This is a genomic window from Providencia alcalifaciens (genome assembly GCF_915403165.1).
In the GTDB taxonomy this organism is placed as follows: Bacteria; Pseudomonadota; Gammaproteobacteria; order Enterobacterales; family Enterobacteriaceae; genus Providencia; species Providencia alcalifaciens_C.
In genome coordinates, this window is the sequence record NZ_OU659204.1 from 3,467,746 (window position 1) to 3,487,742 (window position 19,997).

Below are 19,997 nucleotides of genomic sequence, written 5' to 3' on the forward strand. Positions count from 1 at the left end.
ACAACAGTATTATTTTGTTTCACATAGTTTAAGTGACAGCAGCACCCTATTTAGGTCTGATAGCGGTGTCTGTTGTCACTCTGAATCTGACGACACAGTCAACACCAGGACTCCACTATGACAGCCGAAAAAAACTCCCCACTGATTACGTTACGGGATCTTTCCAAAAGCTTTGGTGGTCATCGTGCATTACGCAATATCGACTTGACGCTAAACAAAGGTGAAGTTCACTGTTTAGCGGGCACCAATGGCTGCGGAAAAAGTACGTTAATTAAAACCATTAGCGGCGTTTATGCTCCCGATGAAGGTAGCGAAATTGAAATAGATGGCAAACGATACTCTCGCCTGACGCCAGACAAAGCGCGAGAGCTTGGCGTTCAAGTTATCTACCAAGACTTATCCTTATTTCCCAACTTAACTGTGGCGGAAAACATCGCCTTTGAACTGAATTTAAACGGTTACTTTGGTTGGTTTCAGAAAGGAAAAGTGAGGGAAAAAGCGTTACAAATTCTCAAAGAACTTGAGTTCACCATTGACCCTGATACCCCAGTGCAATTTCTGCCAATCGCCCAGCGCCAGCAAGTTGCTATTTGCCGTGCACTGGTAGCAGATGCGCGCTTAGTGATCATGGATGAACCAACGGCCTCATTAACTCGCACCGAAGTTAATCAGCTACTTTCTACCGTGAATTACTTAAAAAATAAAGGCATCACCGTTGTTTTTGTCAGCCATCGATTAGAAGAAGTCAAAGAGATTTCTGACCGCATTACCGTTATTCGTGATGGTCAAAAAATGGGGACGTGGCCAGCTGCGGATCTTACCACACGAAAAATCACTGAGCTGATGACGGGGCTCGACATTGTTCATGAACGTAAGCTACCGAACAATGCTGAAGAAACGCATACGGTTTTAGAGCTGAAAAACCTCAGCCGTAAAGGGCAATACCAAAATATTTCCCTGTCGTTAAAGCGCGGCGAAGTGCTGGGGCTTTGCGGATTATTAGGTTCTGGTCGTACCGAGCTTGCCCTATCTCTGTTTGGGATCACCCGTCCTGACAGCGGCGAAATGATCGTCGAAGACAAGCCGATTATCTTCAAAAACAATGCCCAAGCTATCAAACATGGTATTGGTTACGTGTCTGAAGACCGCCTGACACTGGGGGCGATTTTGCAGCAGTCTATCACTGACAATATGGTGATTTCGATTTTAGATCGACTGAAAACCCCTCTGCATCTGATTGATGAGCAAAAATGCCAGCAAATCGTCCAAGAGTGGATCGCAGATTTGGATATTAAAGTGACCGACCCAAACAATGCTCTCTCCACCTTATCGGGAGGAAATCAGCAGAAAGTGGTGCTCGCCAAATGGATCCTGACGCGCCCTAAAGTGCTGATCCTTGATGCCCCTACCGTGGGGGTCGATATCGGTGCTAAAGACAGTATTTACAAGCTGATCCATCGCCTTTCTGGTGTTGGGATCGCCATTTTATTGATCACCGATGAGGCCTCTGAAGCTTTCTACAACTGCGATCGCATTTTACATATGAAGCAAGGATCTATCGTCAAAGAAATTGTGACGGATTCCATGACTGAGCAACAATTGGAGGAAATCATCAATGGCTAATTGGCAAAAACTTCGTCCGCAGTCTGTTGAAGGCTGGCTTATTTGGGTGATCCTCGTGATGGTGATATTTTTCACCTTAATGAGCCCACAGTTTCTCACTATTCAAAACTTGCTCGACTTAAGCGAAAGCTATGCGGTCACCGGTATTTTTGCACTGGGATTATTCGTGGTGCTAGTCACTGGCGGTATTGATATCTCTTTCGCTGCCGTTGCCTCAGTTGTCCAATATGTGATTGCCACCTTCTTACTGCAAGGATTACTCGAAAGCCCGACCCTCAGTATCGCTCTTGCGATTGTCATCGGGATCACCTTTGGGTTGATCAACGCGATTTTGATTTACTCCCTCAATGTGGTGTCGATCATTATCACCATTAGTATGCAATCTTTGCTATTCGGCATGCTGATGTGGCTAACCAACGGGCACAGTATCTATGACTTACCGGACTGGTGGGTGGATCCTGTCACTATCCTGCCTTTTGAAGTGGATGGTGAATATTATCAAATTGGTTTGCCATTGATCGTGATGTTGGGGATCGCGTTTTTAACGTGGATCTTAATGAACAAAACCCATATTGGTCGCCAACTGTATGCAGTGGGCGGCAGCCAAGAATCGGCTTCACGTATTGGTATTCGCGTCTGGGTGATTTACCTGTTTGCTTACGGTTATCTCGGTGCTATGGCGGCGATTGGCGGCATGCTGCAAACCTACCGTATGAGTGAAGTGGTGCCAAGTGCATTGGTTGGTGGCGAATTGGATGTCTTGGCGGCAGCAGTATTAGGTGGCGCGAGTTTATCCGGCGGTCGCGGTAGCGTTATCGGTACGCTTATGGGGGTTTTCCTCATCGGTATCTTGAAAAACGGTCTGAACTTGATCGGGGTGTCTAACTACTTCGTCAATATCGTCATTGGTATGGTCATTCTTATCGCCATTTGTATTACTCACTACAAAAAGCGTAAAGAAACGGACGTAGGCTTTGTTTAACAGGAATATCACCATGAAAAAACAAGATTTTTTTAAAATTGATGGCTCTGTTATCGGACTGCTTTCAATCTTTTTGATCGCTATTGCGGCTTTCAGTATCGCTATGCCAGGGCACTTTTTTACCCAGAATACCTTTTTAAGTATTACCTTTCAGTTGCCAGAGCTGGGTCTTCTGACCTTCGCCATGTTTGTTCCGATGTTGAGTGGCGGGTTAAACCTCGCCATTATCAGCACGGCTAACTTAACCGGTCTGTTTATGGCTTGGGTATTTATCAATTACTTACCTGTTGATGCTGGAACGGGCACGCAGCTAATGTGGCTGGTCTTTGCGTTAATCGGTGCCACCGTTATCGCCGTTATTATTGGCTGCTTAACGGGGCTGATGATTTCCCATATTGGTGCTCACCCGATTTTGGTCACTCTTGGTTCCATGACCATTATCAGCGGTATTGGCGTTTACCTCACCAAAGGTGCCGCACTCAGTGGGATGCCACCAGTGGTTCGTGGCATTGGTTCTGACACCGTTTTCGGTATGCCAATTGCCATGATTATTTTCATTGTGACCGCAATTATTTTGGCACTGTTTTTAGGTCGTACCCGCCTTGGTAAAAACATCTATATGAGTGGCAGTAACATTAATGCGACTTGGTTTAGCGGCGTGCGTACCGACCGCGTGATGATTGCGATCTACACCATTTCCAGCCTGCTGTGTGTGCTGGCAGGGCTGATCATGATGGCGCGTTTTAACTCCGCACGTATGGGATATGGCGACTCTTACTTACTGCTAACCATTTTAGCCATCGTACTGGGGGGCACTAACCCATTCGGCGGCGTCGGTAAAGTCAGCCGCGTCTTCTGCGCCCTGCTGGTTCTGCAAGTTATCGCGACGGGTCTTAGCCTGTTGGGCGTCAGCCTGCACTTCAATCTCGCGGTTTGGGGTATTACGTTGATCCTCGCTCTCGCCTTCAAATTCTTTAAAGAAAAGTGGAGCGCTAAGCGTGCAATGATGCGCAATCAACGCCTCAATAAAGCATCCGTACAAAATTAACTTACAGGGAATAAAGATGACTATTTCACGAAAAAATCCGATTGGTATCTATGAAAAAGCCCTTCCAAAGCACAGTAGCTGGAGCGAAAAATTAGCTATCGCAAAAGCGGCGGGATTTGATTTTGTCGAGATGTCGGTTGATGAAACGGACGAGCGTTTAGCCCGTTTAGATTGGAGTTTGGAACAACGCTTAGAGTTAGTGGCTGCCATCCAAAAAACGCAGGTACGCATTCCAACGATGTGTCTATCAGGTCACCGCCGTTTTCCATTTGGTAGCCATGATGAAAATACGCGACAAAAAGCCCGTGAGCTAATGACAAAAGCCATCAAATTGGCTCAAGATCTTGGTATTCGTACCATTCAGTTGGCTGGCTATGATGTGTATTACGAAGAGCAAGATGAAGGCACCATTGCCCGCTTTGAAGAAGGCATGAAATGGGTGGCAGAAATTGCTGCAGCTTCTCAAGTGATGTGCGCCGTCGAAATCATGGATACCCCCTTTATGAATTCGATCACTAAATGGCAAGCGCTTGCCGATAAAATTCGCTCACCGTGGTTCCAAGTTTATCCTGATGTCGGTAACTTAACCGCTTGGGGTAGTGATGTGGCTGCCGAGTTAACCAAAGGCATCGAAAATATTGTTGCTCTGCATCTGAAAGATACCTACGCCGTAACAGGCAGTTGCAAAGGTCAATTCCGTGATGTGCCATTTGGCGAAGGGTGCGTGGATTTTGTGGCTCTGTTCAAACAGCTTAAGCAGCTCAATTATCGCGGTACCTTCTTAATTGAAATGTGGACGGAAAAAGCCGATGAGCCGCTGATTGAAATCATCAATGCCCGCCATTGGATTGAAGATAAAATGCAGCAAGCGGGTTGGGAAAACTAAGGAGCCGACAATGAACACATTTTTCATGGGTGTCGACCTTGGGGGCACCGTGATCAAAGCGGGGATCTACAGCCCTAAAGGCCAAGAGCTGGTGGTTGCTGAGCACCCTTTTCCCACTGAAAGCCCACAAGCTGGGTTTAGTGAACGTAATATGGAAACCCTGTGGCAAGTCGCTTGCGGTGTGATCCGTGAAGCTATCGCTAAGAGCCAATTGTCAGCATCACAAATCGCGGGCGTCAGCTTTTCCTCTCACGGCAAAGGGCTATATTTACTGGATAAACACGGAAAACCCGTCAGAAACGGCATTGTTTCTTCGGATTCCCGCGCACAAGCGATTGTTGATCAATGGCACCAAAATGGTACCGCAGAACAAGCCTATCCGCTGAGTTTGCAGCAACTTTGGGCATCGCACCCTGTTGCCCTGCTAAATTGGTTAAAACAATATGAGCCAGACAGCTATCGCGATGCTCGCTATGTTTTGATGGTTCACGACTATATTCGTTATCGATTAACTGACCAGCTCACTTGCGAAGAAACCAACATTTCGGGCAGCCAGTTATATAACCCGACAACGTCCAGCTATGACCCTAAACTCTGTGAATTGTTTGGTATTGAAGAAGCCAATGACAAACTCGCGCCAGTGATTAACTCCGCACAGTCAGCGGGCTGCGTCACGAGCCATGCCGCAAAAGAGTGCGGCCTTAAAGAAGGTACGCCAGTATTTGGCGGGTTCTTCGATGTTGTAGGAGCTGCGTTGTCATCGGGTGTCAGCCAAAAAGATAAACTCAGTGCCGTCGCTGGAACCTGGACTATCTCCACGCGAGTTTTCGATAAAATCATGCCTGCCGATTACCCTTATGTGTGGGGCAAATACTGTATTCCCGGCACCTATTTTGTTCATGAAGGTAGCCCAACCTCAGCCAGTAACCTCGCTTGGTTCACGCGACACTTTTTCAACCAACGCTTGCAAGATTACAAAGTGCTCAATGCTTGCGTTGCCGAAGGGGCAACACGGCAAAACGATATTCTATTTTTCCCTTGGTTATATGGTTCTAACTACCACAGTAACCTGCATGGCGGGCTACTCGGGTTAAGCTCCCATCATACTGAAGGGGATATTGCTTACGCCATTTATCAGGGAATTGTGTTTTCTCATTTGCTGCATCAAGACCGTATTGTTGGCATTGATGACTGCACACAAGCTATCCGATTTACCGGTGGCCCAACCAATTCGGCGTTGTGGATGCAGATGTTCTGTGATGCCAGTAATCTGCCTCTTGAAGTGGTTGATGTTCAGCAGTCAGGCTGCCAAGCCGCCGCACTATGCGCCGCAGTCGGCTCTGGATATTATTCCGGGTTTGATACCGCGATAGCATCAAGCACACCGAAAATCACCGCGTATCAACCTAACCCTATTGCTTATCAGCAACTACGGGATAAATTCGCTCGCTTTAAAGCGGTGGCAGATGCATTGAGTTAAGAGAGTAATAATGGTCATTATTCAATAAAGCGAGCCATTCACTATTGATAATGACCATTTATCTTCCCTATTTAGGTACCATAATACAATCAGGTCCCAACGACATAATCGTACTGCCATTTTCAACGATACGAATATAGTGCCCTCGATTAAGAACTTTAATCACTTTTCGGATCCCATGCCCGCCTTTTACATAATTAATTTGATTTTCAATTTTTTCTGGCGAAATGTAGCTGTTCAAACCATCAACAGAACAAATCGCATAAAAACGCTGGTTAGCCGAATGCTTAAGGAAATTGTATTGCCTTTGCTTATCCATCCAACCGATCATTTCAATCATATCTTGGTAGTGTTTTCTTAATAAATTAATACTGGCTTGTATTCCATAAACAGGTTTAGAAAAATCAGGTTTTCTTGTCATTGGATTATCATAATAAAATTTCCATATCGCCTCATGATGTGAAAGCCGGTTTCTCAGCTCTCGAACCCGTTCAAACGATTGATAGGATAGGCCCTCTTCCCCATATACGATGCCAAATTAAATATCCAATCATGATTTGCATGCCATAATCCTGCTGCGCCTGGTGGTGGATATTTCTGTATTACGACATCTAAGGCATTCCTTAAGGTCACTTCTAAACATTGAATGGCAGGAAACATCGCACCTCCCAGTGACTTATTCCAATAATATGCAGCAATAACTTGATTTTTATTGACTTTTAGCTGACTAACATAAATATCCAAACGGTCATTAGAAATAAAACTGAGCATTAAATCTCCTTTTATGAAACTCAGATGTTGACAATAAAGGGCGGCTTTGGCTTAATAACGAACATTAAGGCGGAGCCGCCTCAGCTTGAGGTCTCCTGCGAGAAAGTACTTGGAAAAGCCACCTACCTAGGTGGCTTTTCTCGTTCTGGGGCTTTCCTGCTGAACTCTCTCCCCTTTTAAAAAGCTTCCCCTCAATCTTCCCGATAATAGATTTACATCCATTAAAATCATGCTGCATAAAAAATAAAAGAGTCACAAACCCTCATCTCAATGCTGCGAAGCGCTTCCCAAAATAAACTGTCATTGATGCGATAAAAGCCATTTACTTCCTCTAAAACCAATTTAATGTATTCGTAATAGTAATCCCGACTATTTATTTAACATTTTATTAACCATCATTTCTTAGCTTAAAAACCAATCAAATGTTAAATACTAAAATAAGCAAAATCTTTCCCACTTAATTAATTTGAGTAAATTATCAGCAAGATAAAATAATAAATTCGCTCTTAATATGAAAAATGAAAATGCAAAAAATCAGCATAAATAAAATCATTACACTTAGTAGTGTTAATAATCGCATTTAAACATGAGCAACTAACAGTCAAATACTCTCAGGAAGGGTGTGGGATTTATTTCGATTAAGGATTGGAAACAAAAAAATTATCAAATAAATAATTAACTTATTATGCTAGGAAAATCACAGTAAAAATAAAAGATCATATTTTTCATATTGATATAAAGAAAACCACATATAGAACAAAAAGCAACCACTTCTAACATCATCAGTAAATATACAGTACAACTAAACGTAAATTAATTGAGCGAAAATCCATCAATTGATGATAAAACAGCTAAAAAATTCAACTTAATATTTATTCTCCAAGGTAGAAAATAAAATAAAACTTAATCTAAATTCAGCATAATCAACTGATATTAATTATTTAACCCTCCCTCAACTTAGACACTGAAATATTCACCTTATCTGAAATTTATATATTTACACCTGTACACTTTTACTGACATTAACAATTAAATTTGTCTATTTCTGCTATTGATAAAATAATTCAAATTGCGACAAACCCCCAACAACACTGACCAGATCAAATAACCCATTCAAACTTTTCACTCAATTTTATTAACAAATACTTTCGATACTTAACAATTTCAAAATATATGATAAGATCATTATCTCAATTTGAAATTATTTACTATATAAAAAACAAGATTGTTATTGAGGTTATAGATGAAAATCTCGAGAAGAAAACTATTATTAGGGGTTGGTGCTGCTGGTGTTATTGCTGGGGGCGCTGCTGTTGTCCCTATGATCCGCAGAGAAGGTCGTTTTGAAGCTACGCCATCACGCGTACCGGCAGTCGCGGGTACCGAAGGTAAATTACCAGCATCTGCTGATGCGGTTGTTATCGGTGCTGGTCTGCAAGGCATCATGACTGCGATTAACCTGAAAGAGCGCGGCTTAAACGTGGTTATCTGTGAAAAAGGCGTTGTCGGCGGCGAGCAATCGGGTCGTGCATACAGCCAAATCATCAGCTATAAAACCTCCCCAGCTATTTTCCCATTACACCACTACGGAAAAATTCAATGGCTCGGCATGAACGAAAAAATCGGTGCTGACACTAGCTACCGTGTTCAAGGTCGTGTTGAAGTTCCTTCAAGCGAAGAAGATCTGGAAGTTGCAAGAGCGTGGATTAAATCTGCGTCTGAAAACCCAGGTTTCGATACCCCGCTGAGAACCCGTATGATTGAAGGTCAAGAACTGGCTAATCGTCTGGTTGATGCTCAAACCCCATGGAAAATTGGTGGTTTTGAAGAAGATTCTGGTAGTCTTGACCCAGAAACTGTTACCCCAGCAATGGCTAACTACGCAAAATCAATTGGTATTCCAATCTACCTAAATTGCGCAGTTCGTGGCTTAGAAACCGCAGGCGGTAAAATTTCTGACGTTGTGACTGAAAAAGGCGCAATCAAAACCTCTCAAGTCGTTCTGACTGGTGGTATTTGGTCACGTCTGTTCATGGGTAACTTAGGTGTTGATGTCCCTACTCTGAACGTTTACCTGTCTCAACAACGTATTACTGGCGTTCCAGGCGCACCAAAAGGTAACGTTCACCTGCCAAACGGTATCCACTTCCGTGAGCAAGCAGATGGGACTTACGCGGTTGCACCACGTATCTTCACCAGCTCTATCGTGAAAGATAGCTTCCTGTTAGGGCCTCGCTTCCTGCACGTATTAGGTGGCGGTGAATTACCATTAGAATTCTCTCTCGGTAAAGATCTGTTCAACTCATTTACTATGGCAACGTCTTGGAATTTAGACGAGAAGACGCCATTCGAAGAGTTCCGTACAGCAACTAACACGCCAAACAACGACCACTTAGATGGCGTTCTTGAGCGTCTGAGAAAAGAATTCCCAGTATTTAAAGAATCTAAAGTTGTTGAACGTTGGGGCGGCACCGTTTCTCCAACTGATGACGAGATTCCAATCATTTCTAAAGTTGAACAGTACCCAGGTCTGGTTATCAATACCGCGACTGGTTGGGGTATGACTGAAAGCCCGGCGGCTGGTCGATTAACTGCTGAGTTGTTAATGGACGAAAAAACATTTATCGATCCGACGCCATACAAGCTGTCTCGTTTTAGTTAATTAAAACGAAAGGCAATTAAATGGAACCTATTAAAGACAATAAAGTCTTAATAGGTTCTTACTTAACTATATAATATATGGAGTTTATTATGCGCTATAAAAGTTTACTGCTTTCCTTACCTTTAGTTCTGGGTGTAGCAACTGCAAACGCAGCGGACGATGTGAAACGTGTTCCAGTTAAAGGTTTCCCTATCGCTGAATCAGTAGAAATCGGCGCTAACAACAGCATTATTTTCCTGAGCGGAAAAGTGCCTTCTAAAATCTCTAAAGATGCTCCAGAAGGCGTTTTAGAGTCTTACGGTAACACTGAAGTACAAACAATCAACGTTCTGAAACAAATTCAAGCGACTCTGGGTGAAATGGGTCTGACTATGAATGACGTTGTTAAAATGCAAGTTTTCTTAGTTGGTGGTGATGAAACTAAAGGAACTATGGACTTCGCTGGCTTCATGGCTGGCTACAGTAAGTTCTATGAATCTGAAAAAGTGACCAATCTGCCAGCTCGTTCTACCTTCCAAGTCGCTAAACTGGCTAACCCAGCTTGGAGAGTGGAAATTGAAGTAACCGCAGTTCGCCCAGCAGCTAAAAAATAATTTTTAACTGACAACGAACGCTTAAAACGGCCGACTATTTATTTCCGCTTTGGCTTGGAAGTAAACATTAGCGGCCGTTTTTGTTTCCCTTCTCTTTGTCTCCCTTCTCTTTTATTGCCATCCACATTACTATTGTTCTTCCTTGATAAATACTTGCATCGTATTCACCTCATATTTGAATGAATACGCTGAAACACCGGTAGGAAGACCATGATTAAAGAATCTCTGAAGATCCACGGTAAAAAGCAGTTTGAAATCAAACAGCAAGTCTTTTTCCCTCGAAAATCAAAAGAGATCCGCTACCAAGTTGAAACCTTCTTTTTTCTTCCGGCATCGATGCAAGTTAACCCGGATCTCTACACCCCTTCAAATCTTCAGCGCAGCTTAAAAAACTATATTCGGCTACGAGCCCCTACAGTGCAGCTCTCTTCTATTCCCGCAGAAGGTGGGTTAGTTGATGAATTGAAAAGCTGGTTGGAACGGCTAGATCCTGAATTACCCCCAACATTAGATGAATATGAAAACCATCTAAAACGCTTTGCACTCACCTTTAAGCGCAGCGTACGGCTAACCCTGAAGATGGTCGCCCAGAACTCTCAACGGCAAACTGAAGAGTACATAACGGGGATGCTGGCAGACATTGGGCATGGTCTCAAACGCTATCGAGAACTCAGCGCCTATGCAACACCAATTGAGAGCGTCATTCAATCCAACGCTTTCGCTTATTGCGATGAGTTTATGTCCCATTACACCTTGTTTTACTTACAAGATTTATTAAAAGACAAACAACTTCCTTTGCGCGATGAAATTCGCCATCTGTGGTATCAAGAAATGCGTTACTTGAAAAAGCTAGCCCCTGATAGCTTTCCACATGATGAAAACGACGCGGAAATGGTCACCTATCGCCGTAATTTGCTGAAAAAATATATTAACCGCTACCTCTACTTAGAAATTCGCCACAAACGAGGTCTTCCCCTACTTTTGCACTCTATTTATGGTATTGCAGCCGCAATTTCGATGATTTTCGCTACATTTATCGCTTTTATGTGGCAAGGTAAATACGGTGCACTCAGCGCTAATTTATTCTTAGCGATGGTGATTGGTTATATCTTTAAAGATCGCTTAAAAGAAATTGGGCGAGAGCAGCTATATCGGTTATTTCAACGCTGGATCCCCGACCGCCAATTGCGTATTTATCGGGAAGGGGTAAAAGACCCCGTTGGGGTTTGTAAGGAATCATTCCGCTTTCTGAAAGAAAGCACCCTATCCCCTGATATTCATGAAATGCGCCAAAAATCCCACTGGGTGAATTTGGTCAATGTGCAGCGCGTGGAAGATATTCTGTATTATCGCAAGGATGTCACCTTACGCAGCCATTCTGCAGCCTTTATGCAGACTCAATCGTCTATTGTGGATATTACGCGGGTTAATATTTCAGACTTTCTGAAATATATCGATATTAGCTATGAAGAGTTAATGGTTAATGATGATGAACCCGCGATTATTGGCGAAAAGGTTTATCATATTTACCTGTGCCGCCGCGTCATCATGAATAAGAAAGCTTACAATGAATTAGCACGTTTAGTGGTGAATGCCGATGGCATCAAACGCCTTGAAATCCTTCAGCCACTGGATGAACTAGACAGCGACGAAGATATTACGATCCCGCCGCAATAATATTCCTATGCACTAAAACAAAAATGGCGGCATTATTTGCCGCCACCTTATCGTTAACTCATCCAAATCAAATCAGCTTTAGTCCGTTTCTTCTGATTATCATAGAAGTTTTCATGTGAGCCAATAGTGAGTAAATACAGCTCTAATCTCGTTTTGTTCTTCTGACATATCGAGATACCTTGTTATTCTCGACTTCAGCTTTTGCTAAGAGCATTTCCTCAATAAAGCTATAAGGTAGATCAGGGTTTTCTTCAGCAATCCAGCCTATTTTAGCCCAATGTTCAATTTGCTTAGGAACACTTCTGCTTTTCGCTTCAGCGTGAATTTTAGCATCAGACACAAAGTCATCATTTAATCTGACTGAAATGGCCATAATGTTCACCTACTCACAAAAAATTGCGGCATCACACGATCTTAAGTTGCTTTATTCTAAATAAAAATCAGTAATACAGCGCGATGTGTCGGCCATCCAGCTCTTTCACTTCTAAAGGCGTATCAAAGATATCCTCAAGAATTTCAGCCTTCATAATCTCTTCTGGTGCACCGTGATAAGATAGGCGACCATTTCTGAGCGCCACAATATAGTCTGAATACACAGAAGCAAAGTTAATATCGTGGATAACCAAAATGATGGTTTTACCTAGCTCATCCGCCGCACGGCGCAGTAATTTCATCATGATCACCGCGTGCTTCATATCCAAGTTATTCAGTGGTTCATCCAGCAGCACATATTCGGTATCTTGGCATAGTACCATCGCCACATACGCACGCTGACGCTGACCACCAGAAAGCTCATCAAGATAACGATGACGAAATTCAGTTAGGTTCAAAAACGCCAGAGACTCGTCAATTTTCTGTTTGTCATCCAGCGTTAAACGCCCTTTGGTATAAGGATAACGCCCGAAACCAACCAGCTCTTCCACCGTTAAACGGCTAGCAAATTGATTTTCTTGGCGAAGTACCGATAAGCAGGTAGCGAGTTGATCGCTTGGTGTCGTCGATACATCCAAGTTATTCACTTTGACATAACCGTGATCCGCCGATAGTAGGCGACCAATAATCGACAACAGCGTTGATTTCCCTGCACCATTTGGACCGATGATTGAAGTGACACCGCTATTTTTAATATTGGCTGTAACGTTATCTAAGACCTTAGTATCTTGATAACTTTTCGATACCTGATGAATTTCAATCATACTAAAACCTTCTTAACACCATATAAATAAAGAATATTCCACCGACAAACTCGAGTACCACAGACAAGGTACCCGCTTTATTCAATCCATATTCAAGAACCAGCTGCCCCCCCACTAATGCAATCACACCGAGTAGGAAAGAGACAGGCAGTAAATAGCGATGCTGGCTGCTTCCTGCAATGTAGTAAGCCAAGTTAGCCACCATCAAGCCGAGGAACGTTAGCGGGCCTACCAGCGCCGTGGAAATTGCCACTAAGACAGAAATCAGTAATAAGATGATGGTGACTTGCTGACGGTAGTTAATCCCTAAGTTCACCGCATTGGCTTGTCCCAGTGCTAGCACGTCAAAGCAGTAGCGCATACGCCAAAGCAGAACGCCCACAATCACGGTGATCACCAACGTGAGTAGAATCAGCTCCGGCGTCCCTTTAGTGAAAGTTGCGAACATCCGGCTTTGCAAGATGGAAAACTCATTCGGATCCATCAATCGTTGCAGCAAGGTCGCCACACTGCGAAACAGTGTTCCGAGGATAATCCCCACCATCAAAACTAAGTTGATATTCATTTTGACGGAGATAAACAGCCAGCGGTACAGCAGTACGGAGAAAATCACCAGCAGGGATGATTCCAGCAAAAACTTACCAATATTCAACAACCATGATGCAGGAAAACTATCGGTATAAAACACAAAGATAGTTTGCAGCAGGATGAACAATGCCTCTAACCCCATAATAGATGGCGTCAGAATTTTGTTATTGGCGATAGTTTGAAACAGAACCGTCGATACCCCAGAGCCAAACGCCACAATGACCATAGTCAGCACGATATAACCGCGATGGGGCAGGATATACGCGAGATTACTGCCCAAATTAATGGTCATATACAAAATGATCGACAGCACTGACAGCGCGGCCAACAAACCGATGCGCTGGATTGGCGTGAACGTTCTTTTCACTGGCAAACTTAATGAATTAACTTTTTCCATAACGCTGATGCTTTAACAAGAGATAAAGGAAAATAACCGCACCTACGACACCTAAAATCACACTCGCAGGAATTTCAAACGGATAACGAATTAAGCGACCAATAATGTCACACAGCAGCACTAAACCGCCGCCAGCCAAACAGATCCACGGGATAGTTTTACGAATATTATCCCCCATCACTAAGCTAATCAGGTTCGGGACAATCAACCCTAAGAATGGCAGCGCACCGACGACGACCACTACCACACCGCTGATTAAGGCGATAATAGATAACCCGATGGTCATCACTTTCTGGTAATTCAAGCCGACGTTAACGGAAAACTCACGCCCCATACCTGCCACTGTAAAGCTATCGGCAATTAAACAGGCAGCCAGCGTTAAACCACCCACCAGCCAAAGTAGCTCATAGCGACCTTGTAAAATGCTGGAGAAATCGCCGCTCATCCAAGCACTTAGGGATTGAAGCAGGTCAAAATAGTAGGCGGTAAAAATAGTGAGCGCGCTGATCACTGCCCCAAGCATAATGCCGACTAACGGCACTATCAGGGCGGACTTTAAAATAATCCGGCGTAAAATCAGCATAAACAGCGCTGTGCCTAGCAGTGCAAATCCGCTCGCCACCACCATTTTGGTCATGATAGATGCAGTTGGATACAGGATCATCACGAACAATAAACCAAGGCTGGCAGATTGTGTGGTACCCGCAAGGGAAGGTTCGATAAAACGGTTTTGGGTGAGTAACTGCATGATCAGCCCCGCGACACTCATGGCGCTTCCTGCAAGGATCAGGGCGGCGGTGCGAGGGATACGACTCACGAAAAAGATATCTTGCATCTCGGGATCGGTGAAAAGCGAAACGGGTGACACGTCACCCGCTCCAATAAACAAGCTTAATACCGCTAATACCAATAACGCGATGATACCAAAAGAGAGATAAAGCGTTTTCATTGATTAATTCGTTTTTTTCTTCTCTAAAGCTTTGTTTACATCATCCATTAATTTGGAATAGGTTTGGATACCACCAGCGATATAAACCGCTGAAGAATCTAAATAAGCCACTTGACCTTTTTCCCATGCAGACGTTTTTCTGACTAATGCATTATCTAACACGTCTGCCGCAGGTTGTGCATCTTTCGCACCAATCGCGCCATCACGGTCGATAACAAATAACCAGTCTGGGTTCAGTTTTAATAACAGTTCTGAGTTCACGATATTACCGTGACGGCCTGTATCTTCTGTGAAGACATAAGCAGGTTCAAAACCGAGTACGTCAAAGATAAAGCCAAAACGGGAACCTGGGCCGTAAGCAGAAATTTTACCGCCACTCACTAAGATCACCATCGCTTTGCCCGCATCAGGGGTTTTGCCTTTGATATCATTAATTTTGTTTTTGAAGTCAGAAACGAGTTTATTCGCTTGTTCTTCTTTACCAAATAAAGAACCTAACAGCGTCGTACGCTCCATCAGGCTATCAATAAAACGTTTGTTATCAATATCTAGAGAAATCGTTGGTGCGATACCGCTTAATTTGTCATAAGCATCGCGAGCACGGCTACCACCTAAAATTACATCTGGTTTTGCACTGCTGATAGTTTCGTAAGCCGGCTCAAATAAGCTCCCACCATTAACATATTCTGAGGTGCTATATTTCTCTAAAAATTGCGGAAAATGGGCGTTAGTTTGTGGAACACCAATCACCGGAATACCCAGCGCATCGATGATGTCTAAGGTTTCCATGTTCATCACAAACGCACGTTGTGGATGGCTAGGAATTTCAGTTTTGCCTTGGGCATGTTCAACGACAATCGTTTGTTTTTCAGCTGCTTTTTCTGTTGCTGACTGCTCAGTCGTTGGCGCTGCTGTTTCTGTTTTCTTAGCGTCATCACAACCCGCTAACGCAACAACGGATAATAGGGCAAACCCGGAAACTAATGATTTTGCGAACATCTAAATTCCTCCACCTTTCAATGTGATTATCGTTAGCCACGTCACTCATGGCCCGAAGATGGCGGTCATCTTACATGAAACATAGCGCTAATGATATTAGTTTGCATTTGCATTTCGCAAAATAATGATACATCGCACAAAAACACACATTGCCTATATTTAAATCGACACATTGATATCTCATGAAAATTAAGGGGAATACAGATGGCTCAAGAATGGTGGAAATCTGCAGTGGTATACCAAATCTACCCAAAAAGCTTCTATGACCATGATGGTGATGGGATTGGCGATCTCGCGGGTATCACCGCCAAGCTAGATTATATCCAATCTTTGGGTGTAAACGTGATTTGGCTATGCCCAATTTTTGAATCACCGATGAAAGATAATGGCTATGACATTGCCAACTATGACAGCGTCGACCCGGTTTTTGGTAGCAATGATGACCTTGATATTTTAATAAGCCAAGCTTCGCAGCGTGGCATTAAAATCCTACTGGACTTAGTGCTTAATCACAGCTCAAACCAGCACCCTTGGTTCGAAGCTGCCCTTGCCGACCCCAACAGCCCTTATGCAGACTATTACCAATTTATTGAATGGGATAAACCCACGCCACCAAACAATTTACGCACCTACTTTGATTGCTCCGTGTGGACTCGAGTCCCAGATACTGCTCGCTGGTATTTCAACTCTTTTGGCCCTGAGCAACCTGATCTTAATTGGGAGAATCCACAACTACGCCAAGAAATTATTCAAATGATCAATCGTTGGATAGCCAAAGGCGTTGCCGGATTCCGCATTGATGCCATCGGCAATATTAAAAAATCCCCTGAAGCACTTTCACCTTATCAATTCCCCGCAGATAGGGAGGATGGTTCTGCGTCTTTAGTTCCTTGGGTGGTTAACCAACCGGGCATACATAAATTTTTAAAAGAGCTCGCTAGCCAAACCTTCCACCCTGCGAACGCAATGACGGTGGCTGAAATCGATGTTCCTCCGCAGGATCTTGCTGACTATATCGGGGAAAATGGGGCATTTTCCATGGTGTTTGACTTCAGTATTGCGGATCTCGATATTGCCAAGCAGCCCCCGTTCTCTCTTGCACCAATCACAGGCGAACGTATGAAACCTGTTTTTCTAAAAAGCCAGCTCACGACCCAGCAAACCGGTTGGGGCGCACCTTATTTAGAAAATCATGACCAACCGCGTTCACTGAATAAGTTCTTACCAAAAGACGCCATCTCCTCAACCGCCGAAAAAATGTTGGCGATGTTCTTATTGACTCAGCGCGGCACCCCCTTTATTTATCAAGGGCAAGAAATTGGTATGACGAACTGCCCAATGACATTAGACGAACACCATGACTTGCATCTTTTTAAACTCTACCAATGGGGTCAAAATCATGGGTACTCTCACACCACCATGATGAACTATTTTACCCAGCGTAGCCGCGACAATGCGCGCACACCATTTCAATGGAATAGCCAACATCATGGCGGATTTACAACTGGGACTCCATGGCTGAAGGTCAATCCCAACTACCGAGAGGTTAATGTCGCCGCCCAACAGCAGCAACCCGATTCACTTTTCGCGTTTTACCAGCAATTAATTACCCTGCGCCGCCATTCACCAATTAGCGATATTTTGGTTGAAGGTGAATTCTCAGAAATTAACGCCCCTGAACCTGTTGTTGCTTATCGACGAACATTAGGTTTACGTGCCATCGATATTTACTGTAATTTCAGCGATAAATCACAGGCTATTAACCAAAATTATCGCCAAGTACATTTAAGCAATATCGCAAATACCCATCAAGACAATCAGCAAATTATCCTACAACCTTATCAATCAATAATTTTTGAAGTAGAGAAAAGTGAATAACTCAATTAACCACTCTGAATATGCGTAATTAAAGATAAATAATCATCCGATATTTCAATATCGAACATAATCAGGTGATAGTCATTAAATTACGCATTTAATTACGTTGAGTATTATTAATTGATAACTTAATAATACTATTCAAAAACAAACTAACACATTGTTAAATAACACATTTAACCAGATTTAAAGCTAAATATGTGAGGCCTATCAAATACAAATTAAATAATTTAAGTAAAGTTTAAATTGCTCATTTCACTTTTTTTGAGGTTATTTATTTGCTAAATAAAAATCGCGAAGCTATTTCTAAAATAACTTCAGGGCGTCGTTCTGTGGAAATATCCTCCGCAGAACCCCTAGCAATTAAAAAACACGCTGATGGTTTTGGCACTCTCATTCGAGATATAGATGGCTGGCTACTGGCAGAAGGCACCCATCTACGTCCCTATGAATGTCTTGGTGCCCACCCCGTCAACTTCGACGGTGTTGATGGGGTGATTTTTTCTTTATGGGCACCCAATGCCCAACAGGTTTCTGTCGTCGGTGAATTTAATCAGTGGGATGGGCGTATTCATCCAATGACATTGCGCCATGAAGTGGGCATTTGGGAACGATTTATCCCCGAAGCCAAACTCGGGCAAGCGTATAAATATGAATTACAAGATAGCCGGGGCTATATGCGGGTCAAAGCAGACCCCTACGCACTCAAAAGCGTGCTGTTTCCCCATGTAGAATCGGTGATAACGGCCTTACCAGACAAACAAACTCCGCCTCACTCCGCCAGCGCAAGTTCGCCACTTTCCGCGCCAGTCTCGATTTACGAAGTGCATTTAGGCTCTTGGCGTCGTCATCCACACAATAATGGCTGGCTAAGCTACCGACAACTGGCTGAGCAGCTTATTCCTTATGTGGCAGAAATGGGATTTACTCATCTGGAATTACTCCCTATTAGCGAACATCCATTTGATGGTTCTTGGGGCTACCAACCTATCGGTCTCTATTCCCCAACCTATCGTTTTGGCGGCATTGAGGACTTTCTCTACTTAATTCAAACCGCCCACAAGCATCACCTCAAAGTGATCCTCGATTGGGTGCCCGCCCATTTTCCCAATGATGAATATGGGTTAATTCAATTTGATGGTACCGCACTGTATGAATATGCAGATCCGCGCGAAGGCGTCCATCAAAACTGGCACACCTTGATTTATAACTACAGCCGCTATGAAGTGGCAAACTTTTTGGCGGGCAATGCCCTCTATTGGCTAGAACGTTTTGGTGTCGATGGGCTGCGTGTCGATGCAGTCAGCTCAATGATCTACCGCGATTACAGCCGCGAAAAAGGGGAATGGGTACCCAACAAATGGGGCGGCAAAGAGAACCTCGAGGCCCTCGATTTTCTACGTTATACCAACCAAATTGTTCAACAGAACTGCCCCCATGCATTAATGATAGCCGAAGAATCAACTGCCTTTCCCAAGGTCACAGGCTCTATTGAAAATCACGGTTTAGGTTTTGATTTCAAATGGGATTTAGGCTGGATGCATGACACTCTGCGCTATATGTCCCTTGACCCGATTTACCGTCAATATCATCACCAACAAATGACCTTTGGTATGTTTTACGCCCACAGCGAACACTTCGTTTTACCCCTTTCACACGATGAAGTGGTGCATGGCAAAGGGTCACTCCTCGGCAAAATGTCCGGCGATACTTGGCAAAAATTTGCCAATTTACGGGCTTACTATGGTTTCATGTGGGGGCATCCGGGTAAAAAATTGTTGTTTATGGGAGGAGAATTCGCCCAAGGAAGAGAGTGGGATCACGACACGGGGCTGGATTGGCATTTACTGAACCCTGAATATGATGGCTGGCATACGGGTGTACAGCAACTTGTACGCGATTTAAATCATTGTTATCAGCAGCATTCCCCACTGCACCAACTCGACTACTCCCCACAGGGTTTCGAATGGTTGGTGGTTGATGACCACCAAAACTCCGTATTCGCCTTTGTACGCCGAGATACCCACAACCATGAAATTGTGGTGGTTGCCAACTTCACTCCAGTTCCCCGTGAAAATTACCGCATTGGCGTTCACCAATCGGGTTGCTACCAAGAAATTATCAATACTGATTCTCACTATTATCGCGGCAGTAATATGGGGAATCAGGGGGAAATATCCACCCAACCAATAGCGGCTCACGGTAAAAATCATTCCCTAAATATTACGCTTCCCCCCTTGGCCACTTTGTATCTGAAACGGGAATAGC

16 protein-coding genes and 1 pseudogene are annotated in these 19,997 nt (G+C 43.7%); 10 read left to right on the forward strand and 7 right to left on the reverse strand.

Annotation, left to right across the window (positions count from 1 at the left end):
- Positions 1-117 precede the first annotated feature (117 nt).
- Genes LDO73_RS15805 through LDO73_RS15825 form a run of 5 tightly spaced genes read left to right on the forward strand, consistent with a single transcriptional unit; the run spans position 118 to position 6,019 of the window.
- Positions 118-1,623 (forward strand): sugar ABC transporter ATP-binding protein, encoded by a 1,506-nt coding sequence (locus LDO73_RS15805; protein WP_224059294.1) that lies wholly within the window; start codon positions 118-120, stop codon positions 1,621-1,623.
- Entirely contained in the window at positions 1,616-2,605 is a 990-nt protein-coding gene (locus LDO73_RS15810) for an ABC transporter permease (RefSeq protein ID WP_224059295.1), read from the forward strand. Before LDO73_RS15805 ends, LDO73_RS15810 begins: the two co-directional genes overlap by 8 nt.
- Before the next feature lie 13 nt (positions 2,606-2,618).
- Complete coding sequence (locus LDO73_RS15815; RefSeq protein WP_224059296.1) at positions 2,619-3,653, forward strand: ABC transporter permease; 1,035 nt, start codon at positions 2,619-2,621, stop codon at positions 3,651-3,653.
- Between the two features lie 16 nt (positions 3,654-3,669).
- The gene (locus LDO73_RS15820) at positions 3,670-4,539 is read left to right on the forward strand and encodes an L-ribulose-5-phosphate 3-epimerase (RefSeq protein ID WP_224059297.1); all 870 of its coding nucleotides are present in this window, start codon (positions 3,670-3,672) and stop codon (positions 4,537-4,539) included.
- A gap of 10 nt (positions 4,540-4,549) precedes the next feature.
- Entirely contained in the window at positions 4,550-6,019 is a 1,470-nt protein-coding gene (locus tag LDO73_RS15825) for an FGGY-family carbohydrate kinase (protein WP_224059300.1), read from the forward strand.
- Positions 6,020-6,086: 67 nt separating this feature from the next.
- Here the strand turns inward: LDO73_RS15825 and LDO73_RS15830 are convergent, their stop codons facing one another.
- Together LDO73_RS15830 and LDO73_RS18170 are read right to left on the reverse strand one after the other, a co-directional pair.
- On the reverse strand, positions 6,087-6,440 hold the full coding sequence (locus LDO73_RS15830; RefSeq protein WP_224059302.1) for a hypothetical protein: 354 nt from the start codon (positions 6,438-6,440) through the stop codon (positions 6,087-6,089).
- A gap of 53 nt (positions 6,441-6,493) precedes the next feature.
- Positions 6,494-6,790 carry a hypothetical protein gene (locus LDO73_RS18170; protein ID WP_224059304.1) on the reverse strand — a complete coding sequence of 99 codons (297 nt, stop codon included), beginning with the start codon at positions 6,788-6,790 and terminating at the stop codon, positions 6,494-6,496.
- A gap of 1,243 nt (positions 6,791-8,033) precedes the next feature.
- On the opposite strand from LDO73_RS18170, the gene LDO73_RS15840 reads away from it, so the two are divergent.
- The 3 genes from LDO73_RS15840 to LDO73_RS15850 all read left to right on the forward strand — a co-directional run bounded on the left by LDO73_RS15840 (position 8,034) and on the right by LDO73_RS15850 (position 11,722).
- Positions 8,034-9,452 (forward strand): NAD(P)/FAD-dependent oxidoreductase, encoded by a 1,419-nt coding sequence (locus LDO73_RS15840; protein ID WP_224059305.1) that lies wholly within the window; start codon positions 8,034-8,036, stop codon positions 9,450-9,452.
- An 89-nt stretch (positions 9,453-9,541) separates the two neighbouring features.
- Positions 9,542-10,045, forward strand: a complete 504-nt coding sequence (locus tag LDO73_RS15845; protein ID WP_224059306.1) for a RidA family protein — start codon at positions 9,542-9,544, stop codon at positions 10,043-10,045.
- Between the two features lie 210 nt (positions 10,046-10,255).
- Positions 10,256-11,722, forward strand: coding sequence for a hypothetical protein (locus LDO73_RS15850; protein ID WP_224059307.1), 1,467 nt, complete (start codon positions 10,256-10,258; stop codon positions 11,720-11,722).
- A 142-nt stretch (positions 11,723-11,864) separates the two neighbouring features.
- Here the strand turns inward: LDO73_RS15850 and LDO73_RS15855 are convergent, their stop codons facing one another.
- The 5 genes from LDO73_RS15855 to LDO73_RS15875 form a co-directional block, all read right to left on the reverse strand.
- The gene (locus tag LDO73_RS15855) at positions 11,865-12,095 is read right to left on the reverse strand and encodes a ParD-like family protein (RefSeq protein ID WP_224059308.1); all 231 of its coding nucleotides are present in this window, start codon (positions 12,093-12,095) and stop codon (positions 11,865-11,867) included.
- A gap of 67 nt (positions 12,096-12,162) precedes the next feature.
- Positions 12,163-12,918, reverse strand: a complete 756-nt coding sequence (locus LDO73_RS15860; protein WP_224059309.1) for an ABC transporter ATP-binding protein — start codon at positions 12,916-12,918, stop codon at positions 12,163-12,165.
- Position 12,919: 1 nt separating this feature from the next.
- Positions 12,920-13,903 (reverse strand): iron chelate uptake ABC transporter family permease subunit, encoded by a 984-nt coding sequence (locus tag LDO73_RS15865; protein ID WP_224059311.1) that lies wholly within the window; start codon positions 13,901-13,903, stop codon positions 12,920-12,922.
- On the reverse strand, positions 13,890-14,852 hold the full coding sequence (locus LDO73_RS15870; protein WP_224059313.1) for an ABC transporter permease: 963 nt from the start codon (positions 14,850-14,852) through the stop codon (positions 13,890-13,892). Before LDO73_RS15870 ends, LDO73_RS15865 begins: the two co-directional genes overlap by 14 nt.
- A gap of 3 nt (positions 14,853-14,855) precedes the next feature.
- Positions 14,856-15,851: a siderophore ABC transporter substrate-binding protein gene (locus LDO73_RS15875; RefSeq protein ID WP_224059315.1), complete on the reverse strand. Its 996-nt coding sequence runs from the start codon at positions 15,849-15,851 to the stop codon at positions 14,856-14,858.
- Between the two features lie 204 nt (positions 15,852-16,055).
- On the opposite strand from LDO73_RS15875, the gene LDO73_RS15880 reads away from it, so the two are divergent.
- Both LDO73_RS15880 and glgB read left to right on the forward strand, forming a co-directional pair.
- The gene (locus LDO73_RS15880; protein WP_224059317.1) at positions 16,056-17,729 is read left to right on the forward strand and encodes an alpha-glucosidase; all 1,674 of its coding nucleotides are present in this window, start codon (positions 16,056-16,058) and stop codon (positions 17,727-17,729) included.
- 383 nt (positions 17,730-18,112) lie between these two features.
- A pseudogene (gene glgB, locus LDO73_RS15885) lies at positions 18,113-19,996 on the forward strand (1,4-alpha-glucan branching protein GlgB); the annotation flags it as partial.
- Position 19,997 lies beyond the last annotated feature (1 nt).

Bases quoted from the DNA above. Each gene is read 5' to 3' on its own strand.
- LDO73_RS15805 (WP_224059294.1), top strand. From the start codon at position 118: ATGACAGCCGAAAAAAACTCCCCACTGATTACGTTACGGGATCTTTCC.
- LDO73_RS15810 (WP_224059295.1), top strand. From the start codon at position 1,616: ATGGCTAATTGGCAAAAACTTCGTCCGCAGTCTGTTGAAGGCTGGCTT.
- LDO73_RS15815 (WP_224059296.1), top strand. From the start codon at position 2,619: ATGAAAAAACAAGATTTTTTTAAAATTGATGGCTCTGTTATCGGACTG.
- LDO73_RS15820 (WP_224059297.1), top strand. From the start codon at position 3,670: ATGACTATTTCACGAAAAAATCCGATTGGTATCTATGAAAAAGCCCTT.
- LDO73_RS15825 (WP_224059300.1), top strand. From the start codon at position 4,550: ATGAACACATTTTTCATGGGTGTCGACCTTGGGGGCACCGTGATCAAA.
- LDO73_RS15830 (WP_224059302.1), bottom strand. From the start codon at position 6,440: ATGACAAGAAAACCTGATTTTTCTAAACCTGTTTATGGAATACAAGCC.
- LDO73_RS18170 (WP_224059304.1), bottom strand. From the start codon at position 6,790: ATGCTCAGTTTTATTTCTAATGACCGTTTGGATATTTATGTTAGTCAG.
- LDO73_RS15840 (WP_224059305.1), top strand. From the start codon at position 8,034: ATGAAAATCTCGAGAAGAAAACTATTATTAGGGGTTGGTGCTGCTGGT.
- LDO73_RS15845 (WP_224059306.1), top strand. From the start codon at position 9,542: ATGCGCTATAAAAGTTTACTGCTTTCCTTACCTTTAGTTCTGGGTGTA.
- LDO73_RS15850 (WP_224059307.1), top strand. From the start codon at position 10,256: ATGATTAAAGAATCTCTGAAGATCCACGGTAAAAAGCAGTTTGAAATC.
- LDO73_RS15855 (WP_224059308.1), bottom strand. From the start codon at position 12,095: ATGGCCATTTCAGTCAGATTAAATGATGACTTTGTGTCTGATGCTAAA.
- LDO73_RS15860 (WP_224059309.1), bottom strand. From the start codon at position 12,918: ATGATTGAAATTCATCAGGTATCGAAAAGTTATCAAGATACTAAGGTC.
- LDO73_RS15865 (WP_224059311.1), bottom strand. From the start codon at position 13,903: ATGGAAAAAGTTAATTCATTAAGTTTGCCAGTGAAAAGAACGTTCACG.
- LDO73_RS15870 (WP_224059313.1), bottom strand. From the start codon at position 14,852: ATGAAAACGCTTTATCTCTCTTTTGGTATCATCGCGTTATTGGTATTA.
- LDO73_RS15875 (WP_224059315.1), bottom strand. From the start codon at position 15,851: ATGTTCGCAAAATCATTAGTTTCCGGGTTTGCCCTATTATCCGTTGTT.
- LDO73_RS15880 (WP_224059317.1), top strand. From the start codon at position 16,056: ATGGCTCAAGAATGGTGGAAATCTGCAGTGGTATACCAAATCTACCCA.